This window comes from Roseateles sp. Mitsp63, assembly GCF_059491535.1.
Genome location: NZ_CP168509.1, coordinates 1,844,064 through 1,866,011, shown reverse-complemented (window position 1 = coordinate 1,866,011; position 21,948 = coordinate 1,844,064). Strand labels below are relative to the sequence as shown.

Annotated in this window: 20 protein-coding genes; 11 read left to right on the top strand and 9 right to left on the bottom strand. The window is 70.2% G+C overall.

Features of this window, described 5'->3' with window-relative positions:
* Positions 1-4: 4 nt before the first annotated feature.
* Both ACEN96_RS08180 and ACEN96_RS08175 read right to left on the bottom strand, forming a co-directional pair.
* Positions 5-793 (bottom strand): hypothetical protein, encoded by a 789-nt coding sequence (locus ACEN96_RS08180; protein ID WP_495587532.1) that lies wholly within the window; start codon positions 791-793, stop codon positions 5-7.
* A 2-nt stretch (positions 794-795) separates the two neighbouring features.
* Positions 796-1,173, bottom strand: a complete 378-nt coding sequence (locus ACEN96_RS08175; protein ID WP_495587531.1) for a TA system antitoxin ParD family protein — start codon at positions 1,171-1,173, stop codon at positions 796-798.
* Positions 1,174-1,299: 126 nt separating this feature from the next.
* Here ACEN96_RS08175 and ACEN96_RS08170 point away from each other — a divergent pair, with 126 nt between their 5' ends.
* Together ACEN96_RS08170 and ACEN96_RS08165 are read left to right on the top strand one after the other, a co-directional pair.
* Positions 1,300-1,770: an Rrf2 family transcriptional regulator gene (locus ACEN96_RS08170; protein WP_495587530.1), complete on the top strand. Its 471-nt coding sequence runs from the start codon at positions 1,300-1,302 to the stop codon at positions 1,768-1,770.
* A complete protein-coding gene (locus ACEN96_RS08165; protein WP_495587529.1) occupies positions 1,760-2,653 on the top strand; it encodes an NAD(P)/FAD-dependent oxidoreductase in 894 nt (297 codons plus the stop codon). Before ACEN96_RS08170 ends, ACEN96_RS08165 begins: the two co-directional genes overlap by 11 nt.
* Positions 2,654-2,738: 85 nt before the next feature.
* Here the strand turns inward: ACEN96_RS08165 and ACEN96_RS08160 are convergent, their stop codons facing one another.
* Entirely contained in the window at positions 2,739-3,755 is a 1,017-nt protein-coding gene (locus ACEN96_RS08160; protein ID WP_495587528.1) for a DnaJ-like protein C-terminal domain-containing protein, read from the bottom strand.
* A gap of 289 nt (positions 3,756-4,044) precedes the next feature.
* Between ACEN96_RS08160 and urtA the strand changes: the two genes are divergently transcribed.
* From urtA to ACEN96_RS08130, 6 genes are all read left to right on the top strand, one after another.
* Positions 4,045-5,334 (top strand): urea ABC transporter substrate-binding protein, encoded by a 1,290-nt coding sequence (gene urtA / locus ACEN96_RS08155; RefSeq protein WP_495587527.1) that lies wholly within the window; start codon positions 4,045-4,047, stop codon positions 5,332-5,334.
* Positions 5,335-5,687: 353 nt separating this feature from the next.
* Positions 5,688-7,295 (top strand): urea ABC transporter permease subunit UrtB, encoded by a 1,608-nt coding sequence (gene urtB, locus ACEN96_RS08150; protein ID WP_495587526.1) that lies wholly within the window; start codon positions 5,688-5,690, stop codon positions 7,293-7,295.
* A 27-nt stretch (positions 7,296-7,322) separates the two neighbouring features.
* Positions 7,323-8,468: an urea ABC transporter permease subunit UrtC gene (urtC, locus tag ACEN96_RS08145; RefSeq protein WP_495587525.1), complete on the top strand. Its 1,146-nt coding sequence runs from the start codon at positions 7,323-7,325 to the stop codon at positions 8,466-8,468.
* A complete protein-coding gene (gene urtD / locus ACEN96_RS08140) occupies positions 8,465-9,301 on the top strand; it encodes an urea ABC transporter ATP-binding protein UrtD (protein ID WP_495587524.1) in 837 nt (278 codons plus the stop codon). The genes urtC and urtD overlap by 4 nt, the downstream gene beginning before the upstream one ends.
* A 40-nt stretch (positions 9,302-9,341) precedes the next feature.
* On the top strand, positions 9,342-10,046 hold the full coding sequence (urtE, locus tag ACEN96_RS08135; protein ID WP_495588578.1) for an urea ABC transporter ATP-binding subunit UrtE: 705 nt from the start codon (positions 9,342-9,344) through the stop codon (positions 10,044-10,046).
* Between the two features lie 112 nt (positions 10,047-10,158).
* Positions 10,159-11,034 carry a hypothetical protein gene (locus ACEN96_RS08130; RefSeq protein WP_495587523.1) on the top strand — a complete coding sequence of 292 codons (876 nt, stop codon included), beginning with the start codon at positions 10,159-10,161 and terminating at the stop codon, positions 11,032-11,034.
* Here the strand turns inward: ACEN96_RS08130 and ACEN96_RS08125 are convergent.
* Together ACEN96_RS08125 and ACEN96_RS08120 are read right to left on the bottom strand one after the other, a co-directional pair.
* Positions 10,943-12,184 carry a hypothetical protein gene (locus ACEN96_RS08125; protein ID WP_495587522.1) on the bottom strand — a complete coding sequence of 414 codons (1,242 nt, stop codon included), beginning with the start codon at positions 12,182-12,184 and terminating at the stop codon, positions 10,943-10,945. The genes ACEN96_RS08130 and ACEN96_RS08125 overlap by 92 nt on opposite strands.
* Positions 12,181-12,813, bottom strand: a complete 633-nt coding sequence (locus ACEN96_RS08120) for a hypothetical protein (protein WP_495587521.1) — start codon at positions 12,811-12,813, stop codon at positions 12,181-12,183. The genes ACEN96_RS08125 and ACEN96_RS08120 overlap by 4 nt, the downstream gene beginning before the upstream one ends.
* 103 nt (positions 12,814-12,916) lie before the next feature.
* Here ACEN96_RS08120 and ACEN96_RS08115 point away from each other — a divergent pair, with 103 nt between their 5' ends.
* On the top strand, positions 12,917-15,250 hold the full coding sequence (locus ACEN96_RS08115; protein ID WP_495587520.1) for a hypothetical protein: 2,334 nt from the start codon (positions 12,917-12,919) through the stop codon (positions 15,248-15,250).
* Between the two features lie 33 nt (positions 15,251-15,283).
* Here ACEN96_RS08115 and ACEN96_RS08110 read toward each other — a convergent pair whose 3' ends face one another.
* The 4 genes from ACEN96_RS08110 to ACEN96_RS08095 all read right to left on the bottom strand — a co-directional run bounded on the left by ACEN96_RS08110 (position 15,284) and on the right by ACEN96_RS08095 (position 19,843).
* Positions 15,284-16,279 (bottom strand): Bug family tripartite tricarboxylate transporter substrate binding protein, encoded by a 996-nt coding sequence (locus ACEN96_RS08110; protein WP_495587519.1) that lies wholly within the window; start codon positions 16,277-16,279, stop codon positions 15,284-15,286.
* Positions 16,280-16,350: 71 nt separating this feature from the next.
* Entirely contained in the window at positions 16,351-17,358 is a 1,008-nt protein-coding gene (locus ACEN96_RS08105; protein WP_495587518.1) for a hydroxymethylglutaryl-CoA lyase, read from the bottom strand.
* Between the two features lie 8 nt (positions 17,359-17,366).
* Entirely contained in the window at positions 17,367-18,572 is a 1,206-nt protein-coding gene (locus ACEN96_RS08100; RefSeq protein ID WP_495587517.1) for a CaiB/BaiF CoA transferase family protein, read from the bottom strand.
* A 380-nt stretch (positions 18,573-18,952) separates the two neighbouring features.
* Positions 18,953-19,843, bottom strand: coding sequence for a LysR substrate-binding domain-containing protein (locus ACEN96_RS08095; RefSeq protein WP_495587516.1), 891 nt, complete (start codon positions 19,841-19,843; stop codon positions 18,953-18,955).
* Positions 19,844-19,920: 77 nt separating this feature from the next.
* Between ACEN96_RS08095 and ACEN96_RS08090 the strand changes: the two genes are divergently transcribed.
* Positions 19,921-21,378 (top strand): sensor histidine kinase, encoded by a 1,458-nt coding sequence (locus ACEN96_RS08090; protein ID WP_495587515.1) that lies wholly within the window; start codon positions 19,921-19,923, stop codon positions 21,376-21,378.
* Positions 21,336-21,917 carry a hypothetical protein gene (locus tag ACEN96_RS08085; RefSeq protein ID WP_495587514.1) on the top strand — a complete coding sequence of 194 codons (582 nt, stop codon included), beginning with the start codon at positions 21,336-21,338 and terminating at the stop codon, positions 21,915-21,917. The genes ACEN96_RS08090 and ACEN96_RS08085 overlap by 43 nt, the downstream gene beginning before the upstream one ends.
* The last annotated feature ends 31 nt before the right edge of the window (positions 21,918-21,948 follow it).

Here is a 21,948-nt window from a genome sequence, read left to right as displayed (position 1 = left end):
GATCTCAACGCGATGCCTTGGCGTGCTGGGCCTGCAACAGACGCACGACCGTGAGCTGCGGTGCGCAGATGGGCGCCATTGCTTGAAGCAGATCCGCGTCGATCGCGTCGAGAACGTCAATACCGAGTTCACGCCGCGCCCGCCGTCCCACGGAGCTTCTGGCCAATCGCACGATCTGCTGAATCTTGACGCCGACGCGCGCCACGAACTCCTCATGCCCTGACGCAAGCAGAAACAGCGCCGCCTTCGCCACATGCACGGCCCAGCGAGCCTGGGTGACGACATGCGCGCCCTTCTTGTCCGGCCCGGAGAAGGCCACCGCGTTCTGAAAACGGGATTCGAGAAGATCGAAAGGGTCCATGACCCTGATGTAGGAACCTTCGGCCCACTTCACCGTGAGGGCGTTCGCGACCACACGGCGCGTGAAAGCCACGGTCTTCTTGGGCGGACCCACGGTATAGAGCTGATGCAAGACGTCGATGTTGCCGAACTTGCCGTCTTTCGCGGGCAACCGCAACTGAGCAACCAGCGCCGTGAGGGACGAAGCGGGAGGCTTCCGGAAGTGGGCATTCAATCGGTCAGCCAGCAGGCCCGCCTGATGTACATCGCCAACAAAATCCGCGTCGTTGGACACCACGGAACCCTTCGACGAAATACCGAAACGACGCATCCAGAAGTTCAACGCCTGTCCGCCGACAAGGACCAGTTCCTGCCCGGCGTTGGCGAAGATGCGATCGATGACGGCGTCGGAGAGCGGGACCTCGTCGGGTGGAAGCTTGGGAGCTGTCTGCATGCTCAATACGGCGAATCCAGGATCTCGACCTGCTTGATCCGCTTGGACGAGAACCAGCCCATCGCCATGGCGGGAACCTTGCCGGATTCGACGTTCGCGATGTCCTTCGCCTGCTGCGCTCGCTTGTCGGACCACATCTGCTGCGCGCTGACGGTCTCATTGCTGAGCCGTCCTCTTGCTTCCCTCTTCCCCGCTTCGAGCAACAAGCCGCCACCCAACGCCTTCATCGCGCCCTCGGGGGACAGCCCGGCCTCTTCCAAGGCTTTGCCAAGCCGCGCCCAATGCTCGATCTGCTGAGCAATCGAGCGTGTCATGACCTCCCCATGCTCGCGGGCGGACTGGAATAGCGCTGCGCTGACACGGATCGAGTTGGACGACATGGGAACTCCTGTGGCAATTTGCGTCAGGCTAGCATCAGATGCCTGACTGCCTCAATCCTCGGTGTGGCGGGATAACCAAAGTCCCGCTGGACCAAGTGGTCTTATTCATGAAACTCATAATGTTGCATGAAATCCAACAGCCAGCTCTCCGATGTCCTCCACGTGCTGCTGCACATGGCCGAGGGCGACGGGCCGTCCACGTCCGACGCGCTCGCCGCGGCGATGCAGACCAATCCGGTCGTGCTGCGCCGCCTGATGGGCGGCCTGCGCGAGGCCGGCTTCGTCTCGTCCGCGAAGGGGCACGGCGGCGGCTGGGTGCTGTCCTGCCCGCTGGACCGCATCACGTTGCGCGACGTCCATGAGGCGCTTGGCGGCGCGTCGCTCGTGTCGCTCGGGTTCCGCGAGGAAAACCCCGACTGCCTGGTGGCCAAGGCCGTCAACGACGCGCTCGGCAATGCCGTGCAGGAGGCCGAGGCGCTGCTGCTGAAGCGGCTCGGCAGCGTCACGCTCGCCACGCTGTCCAAGGATTTCCATCGCCGCCGCGTCGCGCTCGGCCATGCGCCCCATCGCCTCCAGGAGCACCTCCATGAAGATTGATTTCGCCATCATCGGCGGCAGCTATGCCGGGCTCGCCGCGGCCCTCCAGCTGGCGCGCGCGCGCCGCCAGGTCCTCGTCGTCGATGCGGGACGGCGCCGCAACCAGTGCGTCGACGATCACGACGGCGAGGCCCACGGCTTCCTGACCCAGGACGGACGGGCGCCCGGCGCCATCGCGGAGAAAGCGCGCCGGCAACTGCGCCGCTATGCGACGGTGCACTGGATGGAGGGACTCGCGGACGACGGCCGGGTCGCACCGGATGGACGGCTGGAATTCCGCGTCGGCGACGTGGCAGTCAGCGCCGGCCGGCTGATCCTGGCCACCGGCGTGCGCGATGAGCTGCCGCCGGTGCCGGGCCTGGCCGAGCGCTGGGGCCGCAGCGTCTTCCATTGCCCGTACTGCCATGGCTACGAGATGGACCAAGGGAAGCTCGGCATCGTGGCCGCCTCGCCGCTGGCCCAGCATCAGGCGGTCATGCTGCCGGACTGGGGCGAGCCGACGCTGTTCCTCAACGGCGCCTACGAGCCAGGCGCCGAGGAGCTCGACACCTTCGCCCGCCGCGGCACGCGCGTGGAGCCGACGCCCATCGCGCGGATCGAGGGCTTCGCCGACGTCGTCCTGCACGACGGCCGGCGCCTGGCGATGAACGGCCTGTTCACGCAGCCGCGCACGCAATTGTCGAGTCCGATCGCCGCGCAGTTCGGCTGCGCGATGGAGGACGGGCCGATGGGACCGTTCATCAAGGTCGGTCCGATGCAGGACACCAGCCTCCCGAATGTCTTCGCCTGCGGAGACGCCGCCCGCGCGGCCGGCAGCGTCACGCTCGCCGTCGCCGACGGCGCGATGGCTGGATTGGCGGCGCATCGGTCGACGATGTTCTGAATTTCAGCGCTGGAAGCGGCGAAGGCCCCATATGGGGCCTTCGTCCTTCATCGACCAGGCGATCCTCGATCGCCTGGGGCCCTCATCAGGGCAGGCGCAGCCGGTCGCCTTCGCGCGCCTCGGCCATCTGCTCGCGGCCGCGGCCGAGCACGTAGTACACGCGCAGCGTCTTGTTCTCGCCGTAGGCCGGGTCGCCGCCCGCCAGGTCGTTGTCGGCCCGCACGTCGAGGCGGCCACCGCGGCTGATGTTGCGCAGGCGCTCGGTCACGTCCACGTAGCGGCCGCCGCTGCCGTAGGTGGCCCGCACGATCGTCAGGCGCTCGCTCGGCGGACCGTAGTCGCCGCCATTGCCCGGCCGGCCGTCCCAGCCGCCATTCCAGCCGCCCTGGCCCCAATCGCCCCGGCCCCAGCCCACGAACTGGCTGCCGTCGATCCACGACCCCTCGCGGTAATCGAAGTAGCGCTCCTCGCCGCTGTTGCGGTCGCGCACGAAGATGCGCAGCGTCTTCGTGCGGCCCTCCGCCGGGTCGTCGCGGAACAGGTCGTTGGTGACCCGCACCCGCGCATCGCTGCGGGCAATGCGGCGCAGCTCGTTCGTCACGTCGATGTGAGCGCCCTGCGCGCCATAACGGGCGCCCAGGATGATGTACGTGCCGTCGTCCCGGCCGTCACCATTGCGGTTGCCGTCACCTCGGCCCCAGTTGCCGCCACGCCAGCCGACGAAGTCATTGCCGTCGATGACGCTCCCCTCGCGGTACTCGAAGGTGCGGCTCTCGCCGGCACGGTTGCGCGCCGCGATGCGCAGCGTCTTCTGCTGGCCATAGGCGGGATCGTTGTTGCCGAACAGCTCGTTGGTCACCCGCACGCGATCGTCGCGGCTCGCCAGCTGGCGCAAGGTGTCCGTCACGTCGATGCTGCGCAGCAGCGTCCCGTAGGTCGCCCGCTCGATCATCCACTCGCCGTCATCGCGCGCGAAGGCCCGCGAGCCGGTCATCAGCGCCATCAGCGCGAGCAGCAGCATCAGCGCCGCCTTCAGCATCCGCGGCATCCGCGCGGGCGCGGTCTCCGGCCGCCAGGCCGGCATCAGGGTTGAAATCGTCATCGCGGAACCTCCTGCGTTCATCTCGTTGGGCTTTCTTGTCGACGCCATCCCGCCGGTGCCGGGCACCGGCGGACGGGGTGTCGCATGTTGCCTCAACGGCGAACCGGATCAGCGGGTGGACGAACGTCCCTCCAACGTGTTACGGCACGTCACCGCCGCCCGCCCGGCCGCAGGCGTGCGCATACGCCATCCGCCGTATATCCCGCGCGGCGGCGCCTTCCTAGCATTCGGTCACTTCCCGAAGTCCTGCGAAGTCCGCCGAAGTCCCCTTCATCCACCGGAGCTCCCCATGTCCTCGCACTCGACGAAATCCCCGCGCCGCCTGGCCCTCAAGACGCTGGCCGCCGCCGGCGCGCTGGCCGGCCTGAACCTGGCCGCGCTACCCGCCTTCGCCGCCGACACGATCAAGGTCGGCGTGCTGCACAGCCTCTCGGGCACGATGGCGATCTCCGAAACGGTGCTCAAGGACACCGTGCTGATGGCCATCGACGAGATCAACGCCAAGGGCGGCGTGCTGGGCAAGAAGCTCGAGCCGGTGGTCGTCGATCCGGCATCCAACTGGCCGCTCTTCGCCGAGAAGACGCGCCAGCTGCTGACCCAGGACAAGGTCGCGGTGATCTTCGGCTGCTGGACCTCGGTGTCGCGCAAGTCGGTGCTGCCGGTGGTCGAGGAGCTCAACGGCCTGCTCTTCTACCCGGTCCAGTACGAGGGCGAGGAGCTCAGCAAGAACGTCTTCTACACCGGCGCCGCGCCCAACCAGCAGGCCATCCCGGCCGTCGACTACCTGATGAGCAAGGACGGCGGCGGCGCCAAGCGCTGGGTGCTGCTGGGCACCGACTACGTCTACCCGCGCACCACCAACAAGATCCTGCGCGCCTACCTGAAGAGCAAGGGCGTCAAGGACAGCGACATCGACGAGAAGTACACCCCGTTCGGCCACAGCGATTACCAGACCATCGTCGCCGACATCAAGAAGTTCTCGGCCGGCGGGAAGACGGCGGTGGTGTCGACGATCAATGGCGACTCCAACGTGCCCTTCTACAAGGAACTGGGCAACGCCGGGCTGAAGGCCAAGGACGTGCCGGTGGTGGCGTTCTCGGTCGGCGAGGAGGAGCTGCGCGGCGTCGACGCCAAGCCGCTGGTGGGGCATCTGGCGGCGTGGAACTACTTCATGTCGATCAAGAATCCGACCAACGATGCGTTCATCAAGAAGTGGTCGGCGTACGCGAAGGCCAAGGGCATCCCGGGCCACAAGGACAAGCCGCTGACCAACGATCCGATGGAGGCCACCTACATCGGCATCAACATGTGGAAGCAGGCGGTGGAGAAGGCCAAGTCCACCGACGTCGACAAGGTCATCGCCGCGATGGCCGGGCAGACCTTCAGCGCGCCGTCGGGCATCACGTCGACGATGGACGAGAAGAACCATCACCTGCACAAGTCGGTGTTCATCGGGGAAATCCGCGCCGATGGGCAGTTCAACGTGGTGTGGAAGACGCCCGCGCCGGTGAAGGCCAAGCCGTGGAGCCCGTACATCGCGGGCAACGAGGGCAAGCCCGACGAGCCGGTGAAGAAGTGACAGCCTGCGCGGGGCGCGGTGGGCGCAGCTCCCGTGTTCCCCCTCGCCCCAGCGGGGAGAGGGAGGGGAGAGGGGGCTCGTGCCACAGCGCTGCTGCCCTTCGAGGCACCCCCTCTCCCCTCCCCTCTCCCCCCTCGCGGGGGGCGAGGGAGTTCTTGCCGGCAGCGCTCGCTCGTTCCTACACCCTCGCCCCAGCGGGGAGAGGGAGGGGAGAGGGGGCTCGTGCCACAGCGCTGCTGCCCTTCGAAGCACCCCCTCTCCCCTGCCCTCTCCCCCCTCGCGGGGGGCGAGGGAGTTCGTGGCGAGGGCAGGCGTCCTTCCCAGTCCGCGCAGTCCATTGATCGGAGCGCCCGATGAACTTGATCCTTCGCTGGCTGGCCGCATGCCTGCCAGCGGCCATCCTGGTGTTCGCCCCGGCGGCGCAGGCGCTGACGCAGCAGCAGGCGCTCTCCGTCGCGCAGGGCGAAACCGACGATCGCATTGCCGCGCTCGGCAGGCTCGCCGCCGCGCCGGACGCGCGCACCGCCACGCTGCTGCAGGCGATGGCCGATGAGCGCCTCAAGCTCGACGCCGGCCATCGCGTGCTGATCACCACCGATGCCGGCCTCGTCGACGCCGCGACCGGCGCCGCGGTGACGCTGCCCCCGGACCACCAGTCCTCGCTCGAGGATGTGATGCTCAACAACCGCCTGCGCGGCGAGCTCGACGGCGCGCTGGCCGCGCTGCGCCTGTCCAGCGCGGACAAGGCCGAGCGCCTCGCCGCCGCGAAGGCACTGCTCGACGGCGGCGGCGACGACGCCCGCGTCGCGCTGCTCGACACCGCGATCGCCAAGGAACAGGACCGCGCCGTCCTCGACGCGCTCAAGCTCGCGCGCGCCGCCGCGCTGGCCGCCAGCCCCGACCCGGCCAGGCGGCTCGACGCCGCCCGGCAGCTCGGCGAATCGCACAGCCCCGAGACCCGGCTCCTCCTCAACCAGCGCCTGGCCGATGAACAGGACCCGGCCGTGAAGCGCGCCTTGCAGCGCTCGCTGCGCGCGGTCGAGGACACGCTCGCCTGGGGCGAGCGCCTCGGCGCGCTCTTCACCGGCATCAGCCTGGGCAGCATCCTGCTGCTGGTCGCGCTGGGCCTGGCCATCACCTACGGCCTGATGGGCGTCATCAACATGGCCCACGGCGAGCTGATGATGATCGGCGCCTACGCCACCTACCTCGTCCAGCTCGCCTTCCGCCAGTGGCTGCCGGGCTGGTTCGACGCCTACCTGCTGATCGCCATCCCCGCCTCCTTCCTCGCCGCCGCGCTGGTCGGCGCCGCGCTGGAACGCACCGTGATCCGCTGGCTCTACGGCCGGCCGCTCGAGACCCTGCTCGCCACCTGGGGCCTGAGCCTGGTGCTGATGCAGGCGGTGCGCTCGCTCTTCGGCGCGCAGAACGTCGCGGTCGAAAGCCCCTCGTGGATGGGCGGCTCCCTCGCCTTGCTGCCCGGCCTGGCGCTGCCCGCCAACCGGCTCGCGATCATCGTCTTCGCGCTCGCCGTGCTGGGCGGCATGTCGCTGCTGATCGCGCGCACGCGGCTCGGCCTGTTCGTGCGCGCCGTCACGCAGAACCGCCCGATCGCCGCCTGCATGGGCGTGCCCACCGCCCGCGTCGACACCTACGCCTTCGCGCTCGGCTCGGGCCTGGCCGGCCTGGCCGGCTGCGCGCTCAGCCAGGTCGGCAACGTCGGGCCCGACCTCGGCCAGGGCTACATCGTCGACGCCTTCATGGTCGTGGTGCTCGGCGGCGTCGGCCAGCTCGCCGGCACCGTGCTCGCGGCGCTCGGCCTGGGCCTGGCCAACAAGGCGCTCGAAGGCGTCGTCGGCGCGGTGCTCGCCAAGATCGCCGTGCTGCTGTTCATCATCGTCTTCATCCAGAAGCGGCCCCAGGGCCTGTTCGCGGTCAAGGGCCGCGCCCAGGAGTCCTGAATGCGCGCCGGTCCCGAGGTCCTCGCCATGTCCCCTTCTCCGCCCCCGCCGCTGCAGCTGCCCGCGCGCCCTCCCCTGCTCGGCCGCGCCGGCTGGCTGGCGGTGCTGGGCGCGCTGGCCGTCTCCTGCGCGCTCATCCCGGCGCTCAACCTGCTGGTGCCGCCCGGCAGTGCCCTGCACCTGGACGGCTACTGGATCAGCCTGCTCGGCAAGTTCTGCTGCTACGCGATGTGCGCGCTCGCGATGGACCTGATCTGGGGCTTCGCCGGCATCCTGTCGCTGGGCCACGGGCTGTACTTCGCGCTCGGCGGCTACACGATGGGCATGTACCTGATGCGCCAGATCGGCAGCGACGGCCAGTACCGCAGCGCGCTGCCGGACTTCATGGTCTTCCTCGACTGGAAGACGCTGCCCTGGCACTGGGCCCTGAGCGACAGCTTCCTCGCCACGCTGGCGCTGGTGCTGCTGGTGCCCGGCGGCGTGGCGTTCCTGTTCGGCTACTTCGCGTTCCGCTCGCGCATCAAGGGCGTGTACTTCTCGATCATCACGCAGGCGATGACCTACGCCGCGATGCTGCTGTTCTTCCGCAATGAGACCGGCTTCGGCGGCAACAACGGCTTCACCGACTTCAAGCGCCTGCTGGGCCTGCCCATCACCACGCCGGGCATGCGCATGGCGCTGTTCGTGCTGAGCGCGCTGGCGCTCGCCGGCTGCTACCTGGGCCTGCGCTGGCTGACCCGCGCCCGCTTCGGCCGCGTGCTGAGCGCCGTGCGCGACGCCGAGTCGCGGCTGATGTTCTGCGGCTATCCGCCGCTGCCCTACAAGCTCGCGGCCTGGGTGCTGTCGGCGCTGATCTGCGGCCTGGCCGGCGCGCTGTACGTGCCGCAGGTGGGCATCATCAACCCCGGCGAGATGAGCGTCGCGAGCTCGATCGAGATCGCCGTCTGGGCCGCCGTCGGCGGCCGCGGCACGCTCGCGGGACCGATCGCCGGCGCCTTCGCGGTCAACGGCGCGAAGAGCTGGCTGACGCAGTTCGCGCCCGAGTACTGGCTCTACCTGCTGGGCGCGCTGTTCGTCGCGGTCACGCTGTTCATGCCCGACGGCATCGCGGGCCTGGTCAAGCGCAGGCTCGGCCGCCGCGGCGCCGGCACCGACGCGCAGGAGCAGGCATGAGTCCCGACCTGATGGACCAGGGCGGCGAGCGCCTGCGCGCCGCGAGCGGCCCCGGCTACGGCCGCGTGGTGACGCCGGGCCGGCTGGACCTGGCGCACGGCCGCATCCTGTACCTGGAGGACGTGCACGTCAGCTTCGACGGCTTCCGCGCGATCAACGGCCTGTCGATCGACATCGCGCCCGGCGAGCTGCGATGCATCATCGGCCCCAACGGCGCGGGCAAGACCACGATGATGGACATCATCACCGGCAAGACGCGGCCCGATCGCGGCACCGTCTTCTTCGGCGGCACCATCGACCTGCTGCGCCACGGCGAGGCCGAGATCGCCCAGCTCGGCATCGGCCGCAAGTTCCAGCGCCCGACCGTCTTCGAGGCGCTCAGCGTCTACGAGAACCTGGAGCTCGCGCTGCAGGGATCGCGCGCGCTGCGGGCCTCGCTGTGGGGCACGCTGAGCGGCGCGCAGCGCGACCGGCTGGCGGAGGTGCTGACGCTGATCCGCCTGCAGGACCGGATGAATCGCGCCGCCGGCCTGCTCAGCCACGGCCAGAAGCAATGGCTGGAGATCGGCATGCTGCTGGTGCAGGACCCGCAGCTGCTGCTGCTCGACGAGCCGGTGGCCGGCATGACCGACCAGGAGACCGAGCGCACCGCCGAGCTCTTCCTGACGCTCAAGGGCCGGCACAGCCTGGTCGTGGTCGAGCACGACATGGGCTTCGTCGGCCGCATCGCGGAGAAGGTCACCGTGCTCGCCGAGGGCGCGGTGCTGGCCGAGGGCACGCTGGCGCAGGTGCAGGCCGATGAACGCGTGATCGAGGTGTACCTTGGACGTTGAACTTCACCCGGAGACCGCCACGGTCCCCGCCCCCGCGCCGATGCTGGAGGCGGTCGACCTGCACCAGTACTACGGCGGCTCGCACATCCTGCGCGGCGTGTCGGTCAGCGCGACGCCGGGGCGCGTCACCGTGCTGCTGGGCCGCAACGGCGTCGGCAAGACCAGCCTGCTCAAGAGCCTGATGGGGCTGGTGCCGATCCGCTCGGGCCGCGTGACGCTGGCGGGCGCCGACATCAGCCGCGCGACGCCGTACCAGCGCGCGCGGGCGGGCATCGGCTACGTGCCCCAGGGGCGCGAGATCTTCGCGCGGCTGACCGTCGAGGAGAACCTGCGCATGGGCCTGGCCGGCAAGCCGGGCCGCACGCCGGTGCCCGAGCCGCTGTACGAGCTCTTCCCGGTGCTGCGGCAGATGCTCCGGCGCCGCGGCGGCGACCTCTCGGGCGGCCAGCAGCAGCAGCTCGCGATCGCGCGGGCGCTGGCGGCATCGCCGCGCCTGCTGATCCTGGACGAGCCGACCGAAGGCATCCAGCCCAGCATCATCAAGGACATCGGCCGCGTGATCCGGCGGCTCGCCGACGAGGGCCTGGACGGCCATCCGGTCGCGATCCTGCTGTGCGAACAGTATTACGACTTCGCCGCGGGGTTGGCGGATGACTTCCTCGTGCTCGAGCGCGGCAGCGTCATCGCGCGCGGGGACAACAGCGACATGCAGTCGGCGCAGGTACGGGGATTGGTCGCGATCTGAGCGACGGAAAAACGGGAAGGGCGGCACGTGGCATCCGAGGGTGTCGCCGGGTGCCGTTGCCGGATGTTCACCACTCACGTGACTTCCGACAACCTGTTGCCACGCGCACCCCATGCCTGTCTTCCCGTCTTCCGCCAAGCAGCCCAGCGCACCGTCCACCGCCTCCGTCCCGGCTCCGGCTTCCCCGGACATCCCGTCATGGGTCCCGCCGCTGCGGCGGGTCGACCGTCACGATCGCATCACGGGCGTCATCTCCGCGCCTGACACGGATCCCGCCAGCGCGAGCGATGCCAGGCCCGCCCAGGGCCGGCTCAAGCTGGTCGCGGAGGCGCTCCAGCAAGGCCGCCCGGCGATCGCCCTGGAGAGGCCGCGGGACATCATCCCCGCGGACGGACCGACCGCCTCCCTGCTGCATCTGCTGGCCAACGACACCGGCGTGGCGCCGGGCGCCACGCCGGCCGAGGCCAGCCTCTCCGCGAGGCGGCGATTGGCCGCCAAGCCGGAACTGGGCGGCACCGCTGACGTCCGGATCAGGCTCGAAAGGGCCGCGGCGGAATTGATTGCCGCCGTCGGACGGCTCGATCCGCAGACGGTGTACGGCCTCTATCGGGAGATCGTCCGCACCTTCGAAGCCGCGGGCAGGAACGACGTCCGGCAACTGCGCGGCGACTTGCCAGGCTGGTACGTGACGGGCGGAGGGCGTGATCCCCGCGGCGACGGCGATCTCCGCCATCACAAGTTTCTGCGCACCCCCGAATTGGCCTTCCTGATGGCTCACGCCGATGCCGTCGATGCGCTGGCCGCCTCCGATCTCGGCCGCCGCGATCCGCGGCGGGTGGCCATGGCGCGGATGCATGAAGCGGTCTCCAGCCATTGCTGGAGCTCCTTTGCGCTTGTCAGGCCTCGTCGGGCCAGACGCTCGATCTGCTCCATCCCTGCGGAGATGGTGGGGCTGTGGACCATCTTCCCGACGATGTCCGGCGGCTGACGGAACTGAACAGCTGCTCATACGCGCGCGCCAGCGCGACCCGCGCCGGCTCGGCTTTCCCGAGGGAGGCGGCCACCTGCTTCACCGCGCCCTGCATGGCCGCCAGGAAGGCGGCATCGCCCCTTCGCAGCGGCTTGGCGTAGGTCAGCCCGCCTTCGTCGCGGGGATCGGCCCACGGCCCCGCGGGATACCAGCCGGGCAGGTCGCCCCGCACTTTCACGACGTCGTGCGCCCCCGCCGTGTCGAAGGTCTGCGTGACCGCGCGGTAATACAGGAAGAGCTCCCGGGTGCTCAGCCGCGCGAGCGCCCCGGTGATCCCCGCTCCGGCCTGCTTGAAGGATTTCTCGACGTCCGTGTAGGTCTTCGTGGTCAGCGTCTTGCCGAGCAACTGCTGCGCGGAGCGCTTGACCTGCTCGGGCGTGGCGGTCGGCGACACCCGCGTGTCCATCGCCAGGAGATTCCACAGCGCGGCCTCCGCCTGGCCGGCGGGAACGTCGCTCGATGGCGCCGTCCGGGCCAGGGCGGGGTGCGTCCGCTCGAGCGCGTCGGCGACCAGCTTGAGGCGGCCTTGCACGGGGCGGGTGTCGAGGTCGCGGTAAGGCTGCCCGGCGAGGGGCTCGAAGCGGTTCAACTCGTTGCGGTCGAGCTGCTTCAGCGGCGCCCGCCACCGACCGTCGTCCGCCGGCTCGGAGGCCGGGGCCTGCGCGTCCTTGCGCAAGGGCGCCGCGGCGCCGGCGTCCTGCCCTTGGCCCGCGAGCGCCTGCGGCGCGCCGATGGCGGGGTACTTGTCCCGTCGCGTGACGCGCTGGGCCGCCGCGTCGAACTGATAGATGTAGGTCACCTCCGGGCGATGCGCCCCCGCATCCGGGCTGGTGCGGTAGGGCGCCGTTTCCCTCGAACGGAATCCGGGCAGCCGCACCAGTTCGGCATAGGCCGTCACGGGCGCGTTCTGCTCGAGGAGGCCGGCGTGATGGGCGGCCAGGACGAACGCCTCGGCGAAGTCCGTCGGGAAGACCGGCGACACCAGCGCGCAGGCGACCAAGGTGCCGCGGTCCACGCGGTAGATCGTGGCGTCAGGCAGCAGCGCGCGGAAAGCCGCATTGATCCGGGCCGCCAGGTCGGCGGCGGAGTACCCGGACAGGGCCGTCACGCCCGTTTCCCCGAGGCGCCCGCCGTGTCCGAGGATGTCCAGCTTGATGATCGTGTCCGCGTCGACGTGCGCGAGCAGATCCGCTTCGACTCGATCACGATGAGGCCCGACTCGCGATCCAGGAACTGGTGACGCCGGGGCCGGCCGGGCAGGTCGGCCTCGAGCGCCGCCAGGCGGCGCAGCGGCTGGTCCGGATCGATCGGTGGCGGCGTCGGGCCGGGGCGCGGACGAGAGGGCTCCGGATCGGCGGACGATCTCTCCTCCTGCAGGCGCGTCGGGGTCTCTTGCGCCTGCGCCGGTGCCTGGTGCTCGTGCGGGGGACGCGCGGGCGCGGACTCGCGCCATGAGGCCGGGACCTCGCCGGCCGCGACCGTTCGCGGTCCGCTGCCGACAGGCCTGTCGCCCCGGAGGTCGCGCCTGGCGTCCACGGCCGCCAGCGGCGGGGGCATCAACCCCGCGTCGGAGAGACGGGACAGCGCGGGCAGCACGTGGCTCAGGGCGAAGCGGTCCGCGGCGGTCGCATGGCCGGGCGCGGGGGCCTCGATCCCGAACGCTCCGGTGTCGATGACCAGGGGCGTTCCCAGGATCACGGAGCGGAAGGCCGAGGACACCACACGCCTGCCAGGCACGCTGCGAGTCTCCATCCTGAGCGCTCAGCTGTGGGATTCCACGGAGTCCCCGCTGCTCCAGGACGACTTCCTGTTCACGTTACGCGAGCAGGTCATCGGATGGTTGACGGAGTTCGCCACCAACCCATTTTCGATGCGCGCCGTCTCCCGCTCGCTCGTCAGGATAGCGAGCGCGCATTGGATCTTCGGGCCTGTTGCACTGACCGATGCCCTTGTCTCCGGAGAGCACAGCTCCTTCGTTCACGACGATTCATTGCCCGTTGAATCGAGTGATTGGGTACCAGACCGACTCGGCCCCTACATCCGCCTGATCCCAGCCGAAGGCGGGGCGAAGGTATCCAAGGCGGACGGGGCGGCCTACGTCATGCTGAAGGTCGTCAAGCACTTCTACGACGCGCTTGAAGCCGAGCTCCTCAAGAAGGGTCACGGCAGCGGCGAAGTGGCGCAAGCCATGGACCCGCTGTACCTGAAGCTGGAGGCGATGCGCGCCTCGGTCACGGGCATGCGCCTCGACCTTCAAGAACCGCAAGGCGCCTCAGCCGATGCGGTGCGCGTGCGCGCCCTGATCAGCAATCTGCGCGCCAAGCTGGAGCAGGCGCACGAGCTCAAGCTCCTGGACTTCACGTCGACATCCTCCACGTTGAGCGAGCAAGGCTTGCTGTCGATCGCGCTCGGTGGCGGGAAGGAGGTTCCGTTCGTGCTGGACCGGGGCAAGCTCGGAGTCGACCTGCCGCAGGGATCGATCCGGCAGCTCCAGGTCCAGGGGAAAGGACGATCGATGGATCTGTCCCAGGCCCTCACGTGGTCCTGCGCCGAGATCGTCGTCCTGCCCGAGGCCCCCGGCGTGCGACGCATGATCGACCTTCGGGGCAAGCGGGCCCGGGATCTGCTGACCGCTTTCGACGGCGACGACCTGCTGATCTTCAACGATGGCGCCGACGGAACGCCGCTGATCCGCGTGCGGCAGGAATATCGGAGGTCCAGCGTCTCCCTCTGGGTTGACGGCCGGTATGTGGACTTCCTGATCAACCGCAAGGTCGCCGCGCCGATGCTGGCTTTGCAAGGGACCGAGATGACACTGAGCCGCGACGGCTCGGATCTGATCGTGCGCAGCAAGGTGGGACAGGGTGAGCAACGTCTGTCCGGATTCTTCGCGGAAGGTGATTCCCGGAGCGATGCCGAGACTTCCGTTGAAAGGCCGCGGTTGCTCCTTCGACAGAAGAAGGACGCCACATGGCGCACCGCGCGCGTGTCGGAGGCCCAGTTGCGTCAGATGTTCGAACGCAAGCAGGGAGATCTCATCGATATCGATATCAGCGACAGCGGCTCTGCCGGACCGCTTGACGGCGGAAAGTTCAAGCTTCAGGTTCAATCACCGACCGATCTCATGGTCGGACACGGATCCTCTCATCGGGCGGGGGCGCTCGGAATCGCGAATTATCTGCACCGCCGGATGCTGATACCGGTCGGCACAGCGTTTCTCACGCCCGATGGTGAGGGCCGGTTTCCCGCGACCATGCGTGTCTCGATGCTCATCGACGAATTGTTCGAAGGTACCGCCCCAGCACTGATCGATGAGCAGTCTGCCCCGGCCTATGAAGCGCAGGTCATGAGATGGGTGGACGAGCAGTGCAACGGCCGGCTCGATAAGCGGTCCGAGGCGACGAAGAACTTCGTGCGCCGATTCATCACAGCGGCGCGGGGCGAGGCGGGCGGGCTGATCGACGCCATCACTTATGCGTGGAGTACCCCCTATCCCGTCGACGGGCCAGGAGCCGTCCCTCCGGGCGACTTCGTGCCAGGGCGAATGAGGCCGTACGTCTCGGTGATCTCCGGCGGTGGCGAATCGCGGTTGGGACTGCTGGACACTCGACTCTGGCAGGTGCTCGAAACCTTCAAGCGCCTGCTCGAGGCGATCCACGCCGACCGCCTGAAAGCCAACCCCGGCGACGCCACCGCGGCGCAGGCCACGGATCCGGTCCTGCTGCGGCTGGTGGCGTTGTACGCGGCCGCCACGGAGCAGCGGATCGAGTTGCGGGAGCCGCAAGGCGACGCGGCCGAGGCGGTCCGCATGCGCGCCCTGCTCGCCGGGCTGCGTCCGGCGCTGGAGCGGGCCCTGCAGCTGAAACTGCTGGACGTCAGCTTCAGCGACGGCAGCGCGGAATCCGGGGACGACTCCGTGAACGAGCCCGAACCTGTGAACGAGCCAGAACCCGAGCCCGAGCCCGTGAACGAGCCAAAGCCCGAGCCTGTGAACGAGTCGCCAGCCCCCACGGCCCCGATCGACCCTGCCCCGGAAGCCGCCTCAAACCAGAAGCTGGCCGCGCTGCTCAAGCAGGAGCTCGCCGGCCAGTCGGATGGTGCCGGCACGGGCGTCTCCAGCTTCGGCTCCCAGGAAGTGCGGTCGCCTTGGCCATCGCTGACGGCGCCGACCTGAGGACGGGAAAGGCGCGGCCCGCGGGCCCGCGCCTCAATCCGCCTGGATCTTCGCCGCCGAGATGACCTTGCCCCAGCGCACGAACTCCGCGTCGCTGTGGGCCTGCAGCTGGCGCGGGTCCATGTAGTCCGCGCTGGCGCCGAGCTCGGCCGCCTTCCTCCGGAACTCGGGCGTGGCCATGATCTTCTGGATCTCGCCGGTCAGGCGGTCGACGACCGCCTGCGGCGTCCTGGCCGGCGCGAACACCGCGAACCACGACCCCGCGTCGAGATGGGGAAGGCCGGCCTGCGCCGCCGTCGGCACGTCCGGCAGCGAACTCAAGCGCTCCTTGCCGGTGACCGCGATCGCGCGCAGCTTGCCCGACGCGATGAAGGGCATGAACGGCGGCGGCGTGCCGAAGGTCAGGTCGACCTGGCCGCCCAGCAGGTCCTGCAGCGCCGGCCCCGTGCCCTTGTAGGGGACGTGAATCATCTGGATCCCGGCCTGCTGCTCCAGCATCACGCCGGTGACGTGCTGCAGCGAGCCATTGCCCGAGGACGCGAACGACAGCTTGCCGGGATTCTTCTTCGCATAGGCGATCAGCTCGGCCGTGGTCTTCGCGGGCACGCCCTCGCGCACGACGATCAGCTGCGGCGCGGTCAGCACGTTGGCCACCGGCCTCAGGTCCTTCGGATCCCAGGCCGCCTTCTGGATGTGCGGCGTGATCACGTGATAGCCGGAGTACTGCATCAGGATCGTGTAGCCGTCCGGCTCCGCGCGCTTGACCGCCGCCGCCGCCAGCGCGCCGCTCGCGCCGGAGCGGTTGTCCACCACCACCGTCTGTCCGAGCGCCTTGCCCAGCGGCTCGGCCAGCATGCGCGCGGCGATGTCGGTGGTGCCGCCGGGCGCGGCGCCGACGATCATCGTCACCGGCTTGCCCGGATACGGTGTCTGGGCCCGCGCCGTCATCGGCGCGAGCGCGCCCAGGGCGCCGGCCGTCCATGCGGCGGCCGCGGCAGCCGCGGCGAGGCGGCGGCGAAGGTGGGTCATGTCTGTCTCCTGGCCGCTGGAGGAGGCGGCGTTGTCGTGGGTGAGGGAACGGGGAACGGGGGAACGGGGAATCAGGTCTCGCGCGCCAGCGCGCGCTCGCGGATGGCGTCGAAGTCGCGCGGTTTCGGATGCAGGTCGAGCCGCCGGCCGGCGCTGACGATCTGGCTCGGCACCGCGTGGCCGATCAGCGCGGGCAGGCGCTTGGCGGCGGCGATCAGGCGCGCCAGGTCCACGCCGGTGTCATAGCCCATGCACTGCAGCGCATGGGCGATCTCCTCGGTGCAGACATTGCCCGTCGCGCCGGGCGCGTAGGGGCAGCCGCCCAGCCCGCCCAGCGACGCATCGAAACGGTCCGCGCCGGCGTCGATCGCGGCGATCACGTTGGCCAGGCCCATGCCGCGCGTGTTGTGGAAGTGCAGCGTCAGCTCGGCCGCCGGCCAGCGCGCGCGGAAGGCGCGCACCAGCGCGGCGACCTGCGTCGGATAGGCCATGCCGGTGGTGTCGCACAGCGTCACGCCGCGCGCGCCGAGCTCGCCAAGGAAGCGGGCGCACCAGTCCAGCACGGTGGCGGGCGGAACATCCCCTTCCATCGGGCAGCCGAAGGCACACGACAGCGACACGTTCACGGCCGTGCTGGCGCCGCGCGCCATCGCGGCCACTTCCACCAGCCCGGTGAAGGACTGGGCGCGCGTCATGCGCAGGTTGGCGAGGTTGTGACTCTCGCTCGCGGACATGACGAGGTTGAGTTCGCCGGCGCGCGCCTCGATGGCGCGCTCGGCGCCGCGCGCGTTGGGCACCAGCACGGTGTAGACGACACCCGGCTTGCGGGCGATGCCGCGCATCACCTCCGAGGCATCGGCGAGCACCGGGATCGCCTTCGGCGAGACGAAGGCGGTGACCTCGATCTTGGCGAGCCCGGCCTCGGACAGGGCATCGACCAGCGCGATCTTCTCGACGGTGGGCACGAACGCGGTCTCGGCCTGCAGGCCGTCGCGGGTGCCGACGTCCTGCAGGAAGACGCGGCGGCCGGCGCCGTTCCAGACCTCGGGCGCGGCAGGGGGAGAGAGGGAAGCAGTCATCGCGGACCTCAGGAAACGATCTTGCGTTCGCGCAACGCGGCGATCTGCGCGGCGGTCAGGCCGATCTCGCGCAGCACCTCGTCGGTGTCGCCGCCCAGCCGGGGCGCGGCGCGGCGTACCGCGCCGGGCGTGCCCATCAGCTTGGGAACGATGCCGGGCACCTCGAGCTCATGCCCGTCGCGGGTGTGCTGCCGCAGGATCATGTCGCGGGCGCGGAAGTGCGGGTCCTCGACGATGTCCTTGGCGGTGTAGACGCGGCCGGCCGGCACGCTGGCCTCGGCCAGCAGCGCGAGCACCTGCTCGACGCCGCGCGCGGCGGACCAGGCGCCGATGGCGGCATCGATCTCCTCGACGCGCGCCACGCGGCCGGCGTTGTCGGCGAGCGACGCATCGCCCGCGAGGTCGTCGCGGCCGATCACCTGCATCAGCCGCTTGAAGATGGAATCGCCATTGCCGGCGATCAGCACGACGCCGTCGGCGCAGGGATAGGCGTTGGAGGGCGCGATGCCTGGCAGCGCCGACCCGGCCGGGCCGCGCACGGCGCCGAAGGCGCTGTACTCGGGGATCAGGCTTTCCATCACGTTGAGCACGGCCTCGGTCAGCGCGACGTCGATGACCTGGCCGCGGCCGCCGTTGACCTCGCGGTGATAGAGCGCGGTCAGCACGCCGATCGTGCCGTGCAGCGCAGCCAGCGTGTCACCGATCGAGATGCCGCAGCGCACCGGCACGCGGCCGGGCTCGCCGGTGAGGTGGCGCAGGCCGCCCATGGCCTCGCCGATCATGCCGAAGCCCGGCAGGTCGCGGTACGGGCCGGTCTGGCCGTAGCCGCTGATGCGCAGCATGATCAGGCCGGGGTTGGTCCTGGAGAGTTCCTCGTAGGACATGCCCCAGGCCTCGAGCGTGCCGGGGCGGAAGTTCTCGACCAGCACGTCGGCTTCGGCGATCAGCGCGCGGGCGATGTCCTGGCCCTCCCGCTGGCGCAGGTCCAGCGCGATCGAGCGCTTGTTGCGCGACTGGACCTGCCACCACACCGAGGTGCCGTCCTGGAGCATCCGCCAGTTGCGCAGCGGGTCGCCGCTGCCCGGGGCCTCGATCTTGATCACGTCCGCGCCGAAGTCGCCCAGCGTCTTGCCGGCGAAAGGGCCGGCGATCAGCTGGCCCATCTCGACGACGCGCAGTCCTTGCAGCGCCTGCAGTCCTTGCGCAGCTTCCATGGTGAAGGTCTCCTTGTTGGGGACGGATTCTGGGAAGCGCGCGGCGAAAGCGGAATGCGGGAGTGGCGGGGACTGCTTTCACCGTTCGCGAAAGCGGGGAAGGGTTCACCCGCGAGGGGTGGCACTTCCACCGCCGACGGCCCTCACCGCTCCCGCAAGCGGCCGAGGGGGAAGAAGAGCCGGGCGGCGCAGTAAACCCCCTCGCCCCAGCGGGGAGAGGGAGGGGAGAGGGGGCTTGTGCCACAGCGCTGCTGCCCCTTCGAAGCACCCCCCTCTCCCCTGCCCTCTCCCCCCTCGCGGGGGGCGAGGGAGTTCTTGCCGGCAGCGCTCGCTCGTTCCTACACCCTCGCCCCCGCGGGGAGAGGGCGGGGGTGAGGGCCTCACGAACACAGATGGTCGATGAACACCCGCACATGCCGCGGCAGCGCATCCAGGTCGCGCACGCCGATCAGCAGCGTCCGGTCCGCCCACGGCGCGTCCAGCGCGATGCGGCGCAGGTTCAGCGGCTTGAGCAGCGGCTCCACCGCCACGTCCGGCAGCACCGCGATCCCCATCCCCGCCGCCACCATCCGGCACATCGCATCGAAGCTCCGCACCTGGATCCGGTTCTTGAGCCGGCGTCCCAGCTTCTCCGTCTCCGTCTCCAGCCGCTTGTGCAGCGAGGTCGCCTTGGCCAGCGTCACGAAGTCGAACTCCACCGCCTGCTCCCACTTCACCGCCTTGCGCCGCGCCAGCGGATGCCCGGCCGGCGCCACCAGCACCAGCCGGTCACGCCGGTACGTCAGCGCATGCAGCCCCAGCGCCGGCGTACGGTCCGCGAAGATGCCCAGATCCGCCCGCCCATCCAGCACCGCGACGACGATCTCGTGGCTGTCGGCCTCCTCCAGCTCGATCCGGATGCGCGGGTTCTCGCGCACGAAATCCGACACCTGCCCCGGCAGGAACTGCGTCACCGCCGAGGTGTTGGCCCACAGCCGCACCACCCCCGTCAGCCCGGCCGCGTAATCGGACAGGTCCGCCGCCATCTGGTCGACATCGCTGAGGATGCGCTGCGCATGCCGCTGCAGCGCCAGCCCCGCTTCCGTCAGCGTCACGCCGCGCGAATGCCGCTCCAGCAGCGCCGTGCCCAGCGAGCGCTCCAGGTCGCTCAGGCGCTTGCTCGCCGCGCCGACCGCCAGCGCCGCCAGCCCGGCCCCCTTGCTGATGCTGCCCGTGCGCGCCACCAGGCTGAACAGGGACAGCGAAACGAGATCGACGCGATGCAGGTTCATGGCGCCGCGAGTATCCGTCCGTATCCGCGGCCGGCCCGTCCATCGCCGGGATCGGCCCGCGGCTAACATGCCGCCCGATGTTGAACCGCATCTCCTTCCGCCAGATGCTGCTGATCGGCTTCCTGTCGATCGCCGGCCTGCTCGCGGCCGCCTCGCTGGGCGGGCTGCTGACGCTCGAGCGCCTGACCGTGCAGAGCCGCGAGGCCGTCGTGCGCGCCGCCCGCATGAGCAGCGAGGTCCAGCAGCTCGGCGATCGCGGCGTCAGCATGGAGCGCGCCGCCCGCCAGTACGCCGTGCTCGAGGACCACGCGCTGCGCCAGCGCTTCGAGGAGGACGCCGACGACGCCGAGCGCCTGATCGCCCAGCTGCGCGCGCAGGGCCTCCCCGCCCCGCCGCTGGACGCCTGGAAGACCCGGCTGGCCGAGGTCCGCGCGCTGATGGACACGCCGCGCGCGCCCAACCCCGTCAGCGCCCGCAAGCGCGAGACCGACCTGCTGGGCCGCTTCCGCGAGCTCGGCGCCCAGACCGGCACGCTCGCCGAGGAGGTCCGCCGCCACGCCGAGACCAGCAACCGCGTGCTGCAGGACAAGCTCGAGAACGGCCGCGTGCTGCTCGGCCAGCAGGTGCTGGGCGCGATCGCGATCGCCGCGCTGCTGTCGCTGGTCTTCGGCATCTTCCTGACCCGGCCGCTGCGGCGCCTGGAGCGCGCCATCGCCGGCCTGGGCGAGAACCGCCTGGACGACCGCATCGAGATCCCCGGCCCCGCCGACCTGCGCTCCATCGGCCAGCGCCTGGACTGGCTGCGGCTGCGGCTGGCCGAGCTCGACGCCGACAAGGCGCGCTTCCTGCGCCACGTCTCCCATGAGCTCAAGACCCCGCTGGCCGCGCTGCGCGAAGGCACCGCGCTGCTGGAGGACGAGGTCGCCGGCCCGCTCAACGGCAAGCAGAAGGAGGTCGCCCGCATCCTGCGCGACAACACCGCCGTCCTGCAGCGCCAGATCGAGGACCTGCTGCGCTTCAACGCCGCCGCCTTCGAGGCCCGCGACCTCAAGCCCCGCCGCACCGAGCTCGTGTCCCTGATCCAGGGCACCATCGACCACCAGCGCCTGCAATGGCAGGCACGCGGATTGCGGGTTACCCTGTCCGGCGGACCGCTCGAGGCCGATGTCGACCCGGCCAAGATCGCGGCCGCGCTCGGCAACCTGCTCTCCAATGCGATACGCTTCGCCCCGCCCGGCGGCCGCGTCGACATCACGCTCGCGCGCCAGGACGGCCAGCTCATCATCGACCTGCGCGACGACGGCCCGGGCGTCGCGCCGGCGGACCAGGCCCGCATCTTCGAGCCCTTCTACCGCGGCGAACGCCAGCCCGACGACGCCCTCAAGGGCACCGGCATCGGCTTGTCCATCGTCAAGGAATACATCGCCGCCCACGGCGGTCACATCGACCTGCTGCCCGCCACCCAGGGCGCCCATTTCAGAGTCACGCTGCCATGCGCCCACACGCCCCGGTCCCCGAAGTCCGCCGACGCCTGATCCCAGCCCCGGTCCTGCTCACGGTCCTGCTCGCCACCGGCTGCGCGCAGCAGCCCCCCAAGGTCATCGTCAAGGAAGTCCGCGTCGAGGTGCCGGTGCAGGTGCCGGTCGTCGCGCCCACCGACAACGCCGCGCGCATCGTCCTGAACGCCAACGACCGCATCCGCCAGCTCAGCCCGCTCGAGCTCGCCCAGGAAGTCGCGCCGCGCGACGACGGCGCCCTGCCCCCGGGCAACGCGGTGCAGCTGGCGCTGGCGCTCATGTTCAGCCACAACAACGGCGACACCTTCCGCGCCCAGACCCTGCTCGACCAGGTGCTGCGCGACACCCGGCCCGAGGCCAATGAATGGCGCCCGATGGCGCAGCTGCTGGTCGACCGCGTCGCCGAGCAGCGCCGCATGGAGACCGAGCTCGACAAGACCCGCCAGGCCCGAGACGACCTGCAGCGCCGCCTCGACGACGCCAATCGCAAGCTCGAGGCGCTGAAGGCGATCGAACGCAGCCTCGGCGGACCGCGCTCGGCTTTGGATAAACCATGAGCGCCGCGCAGGGCCGCCCCAAGCAAGCTCA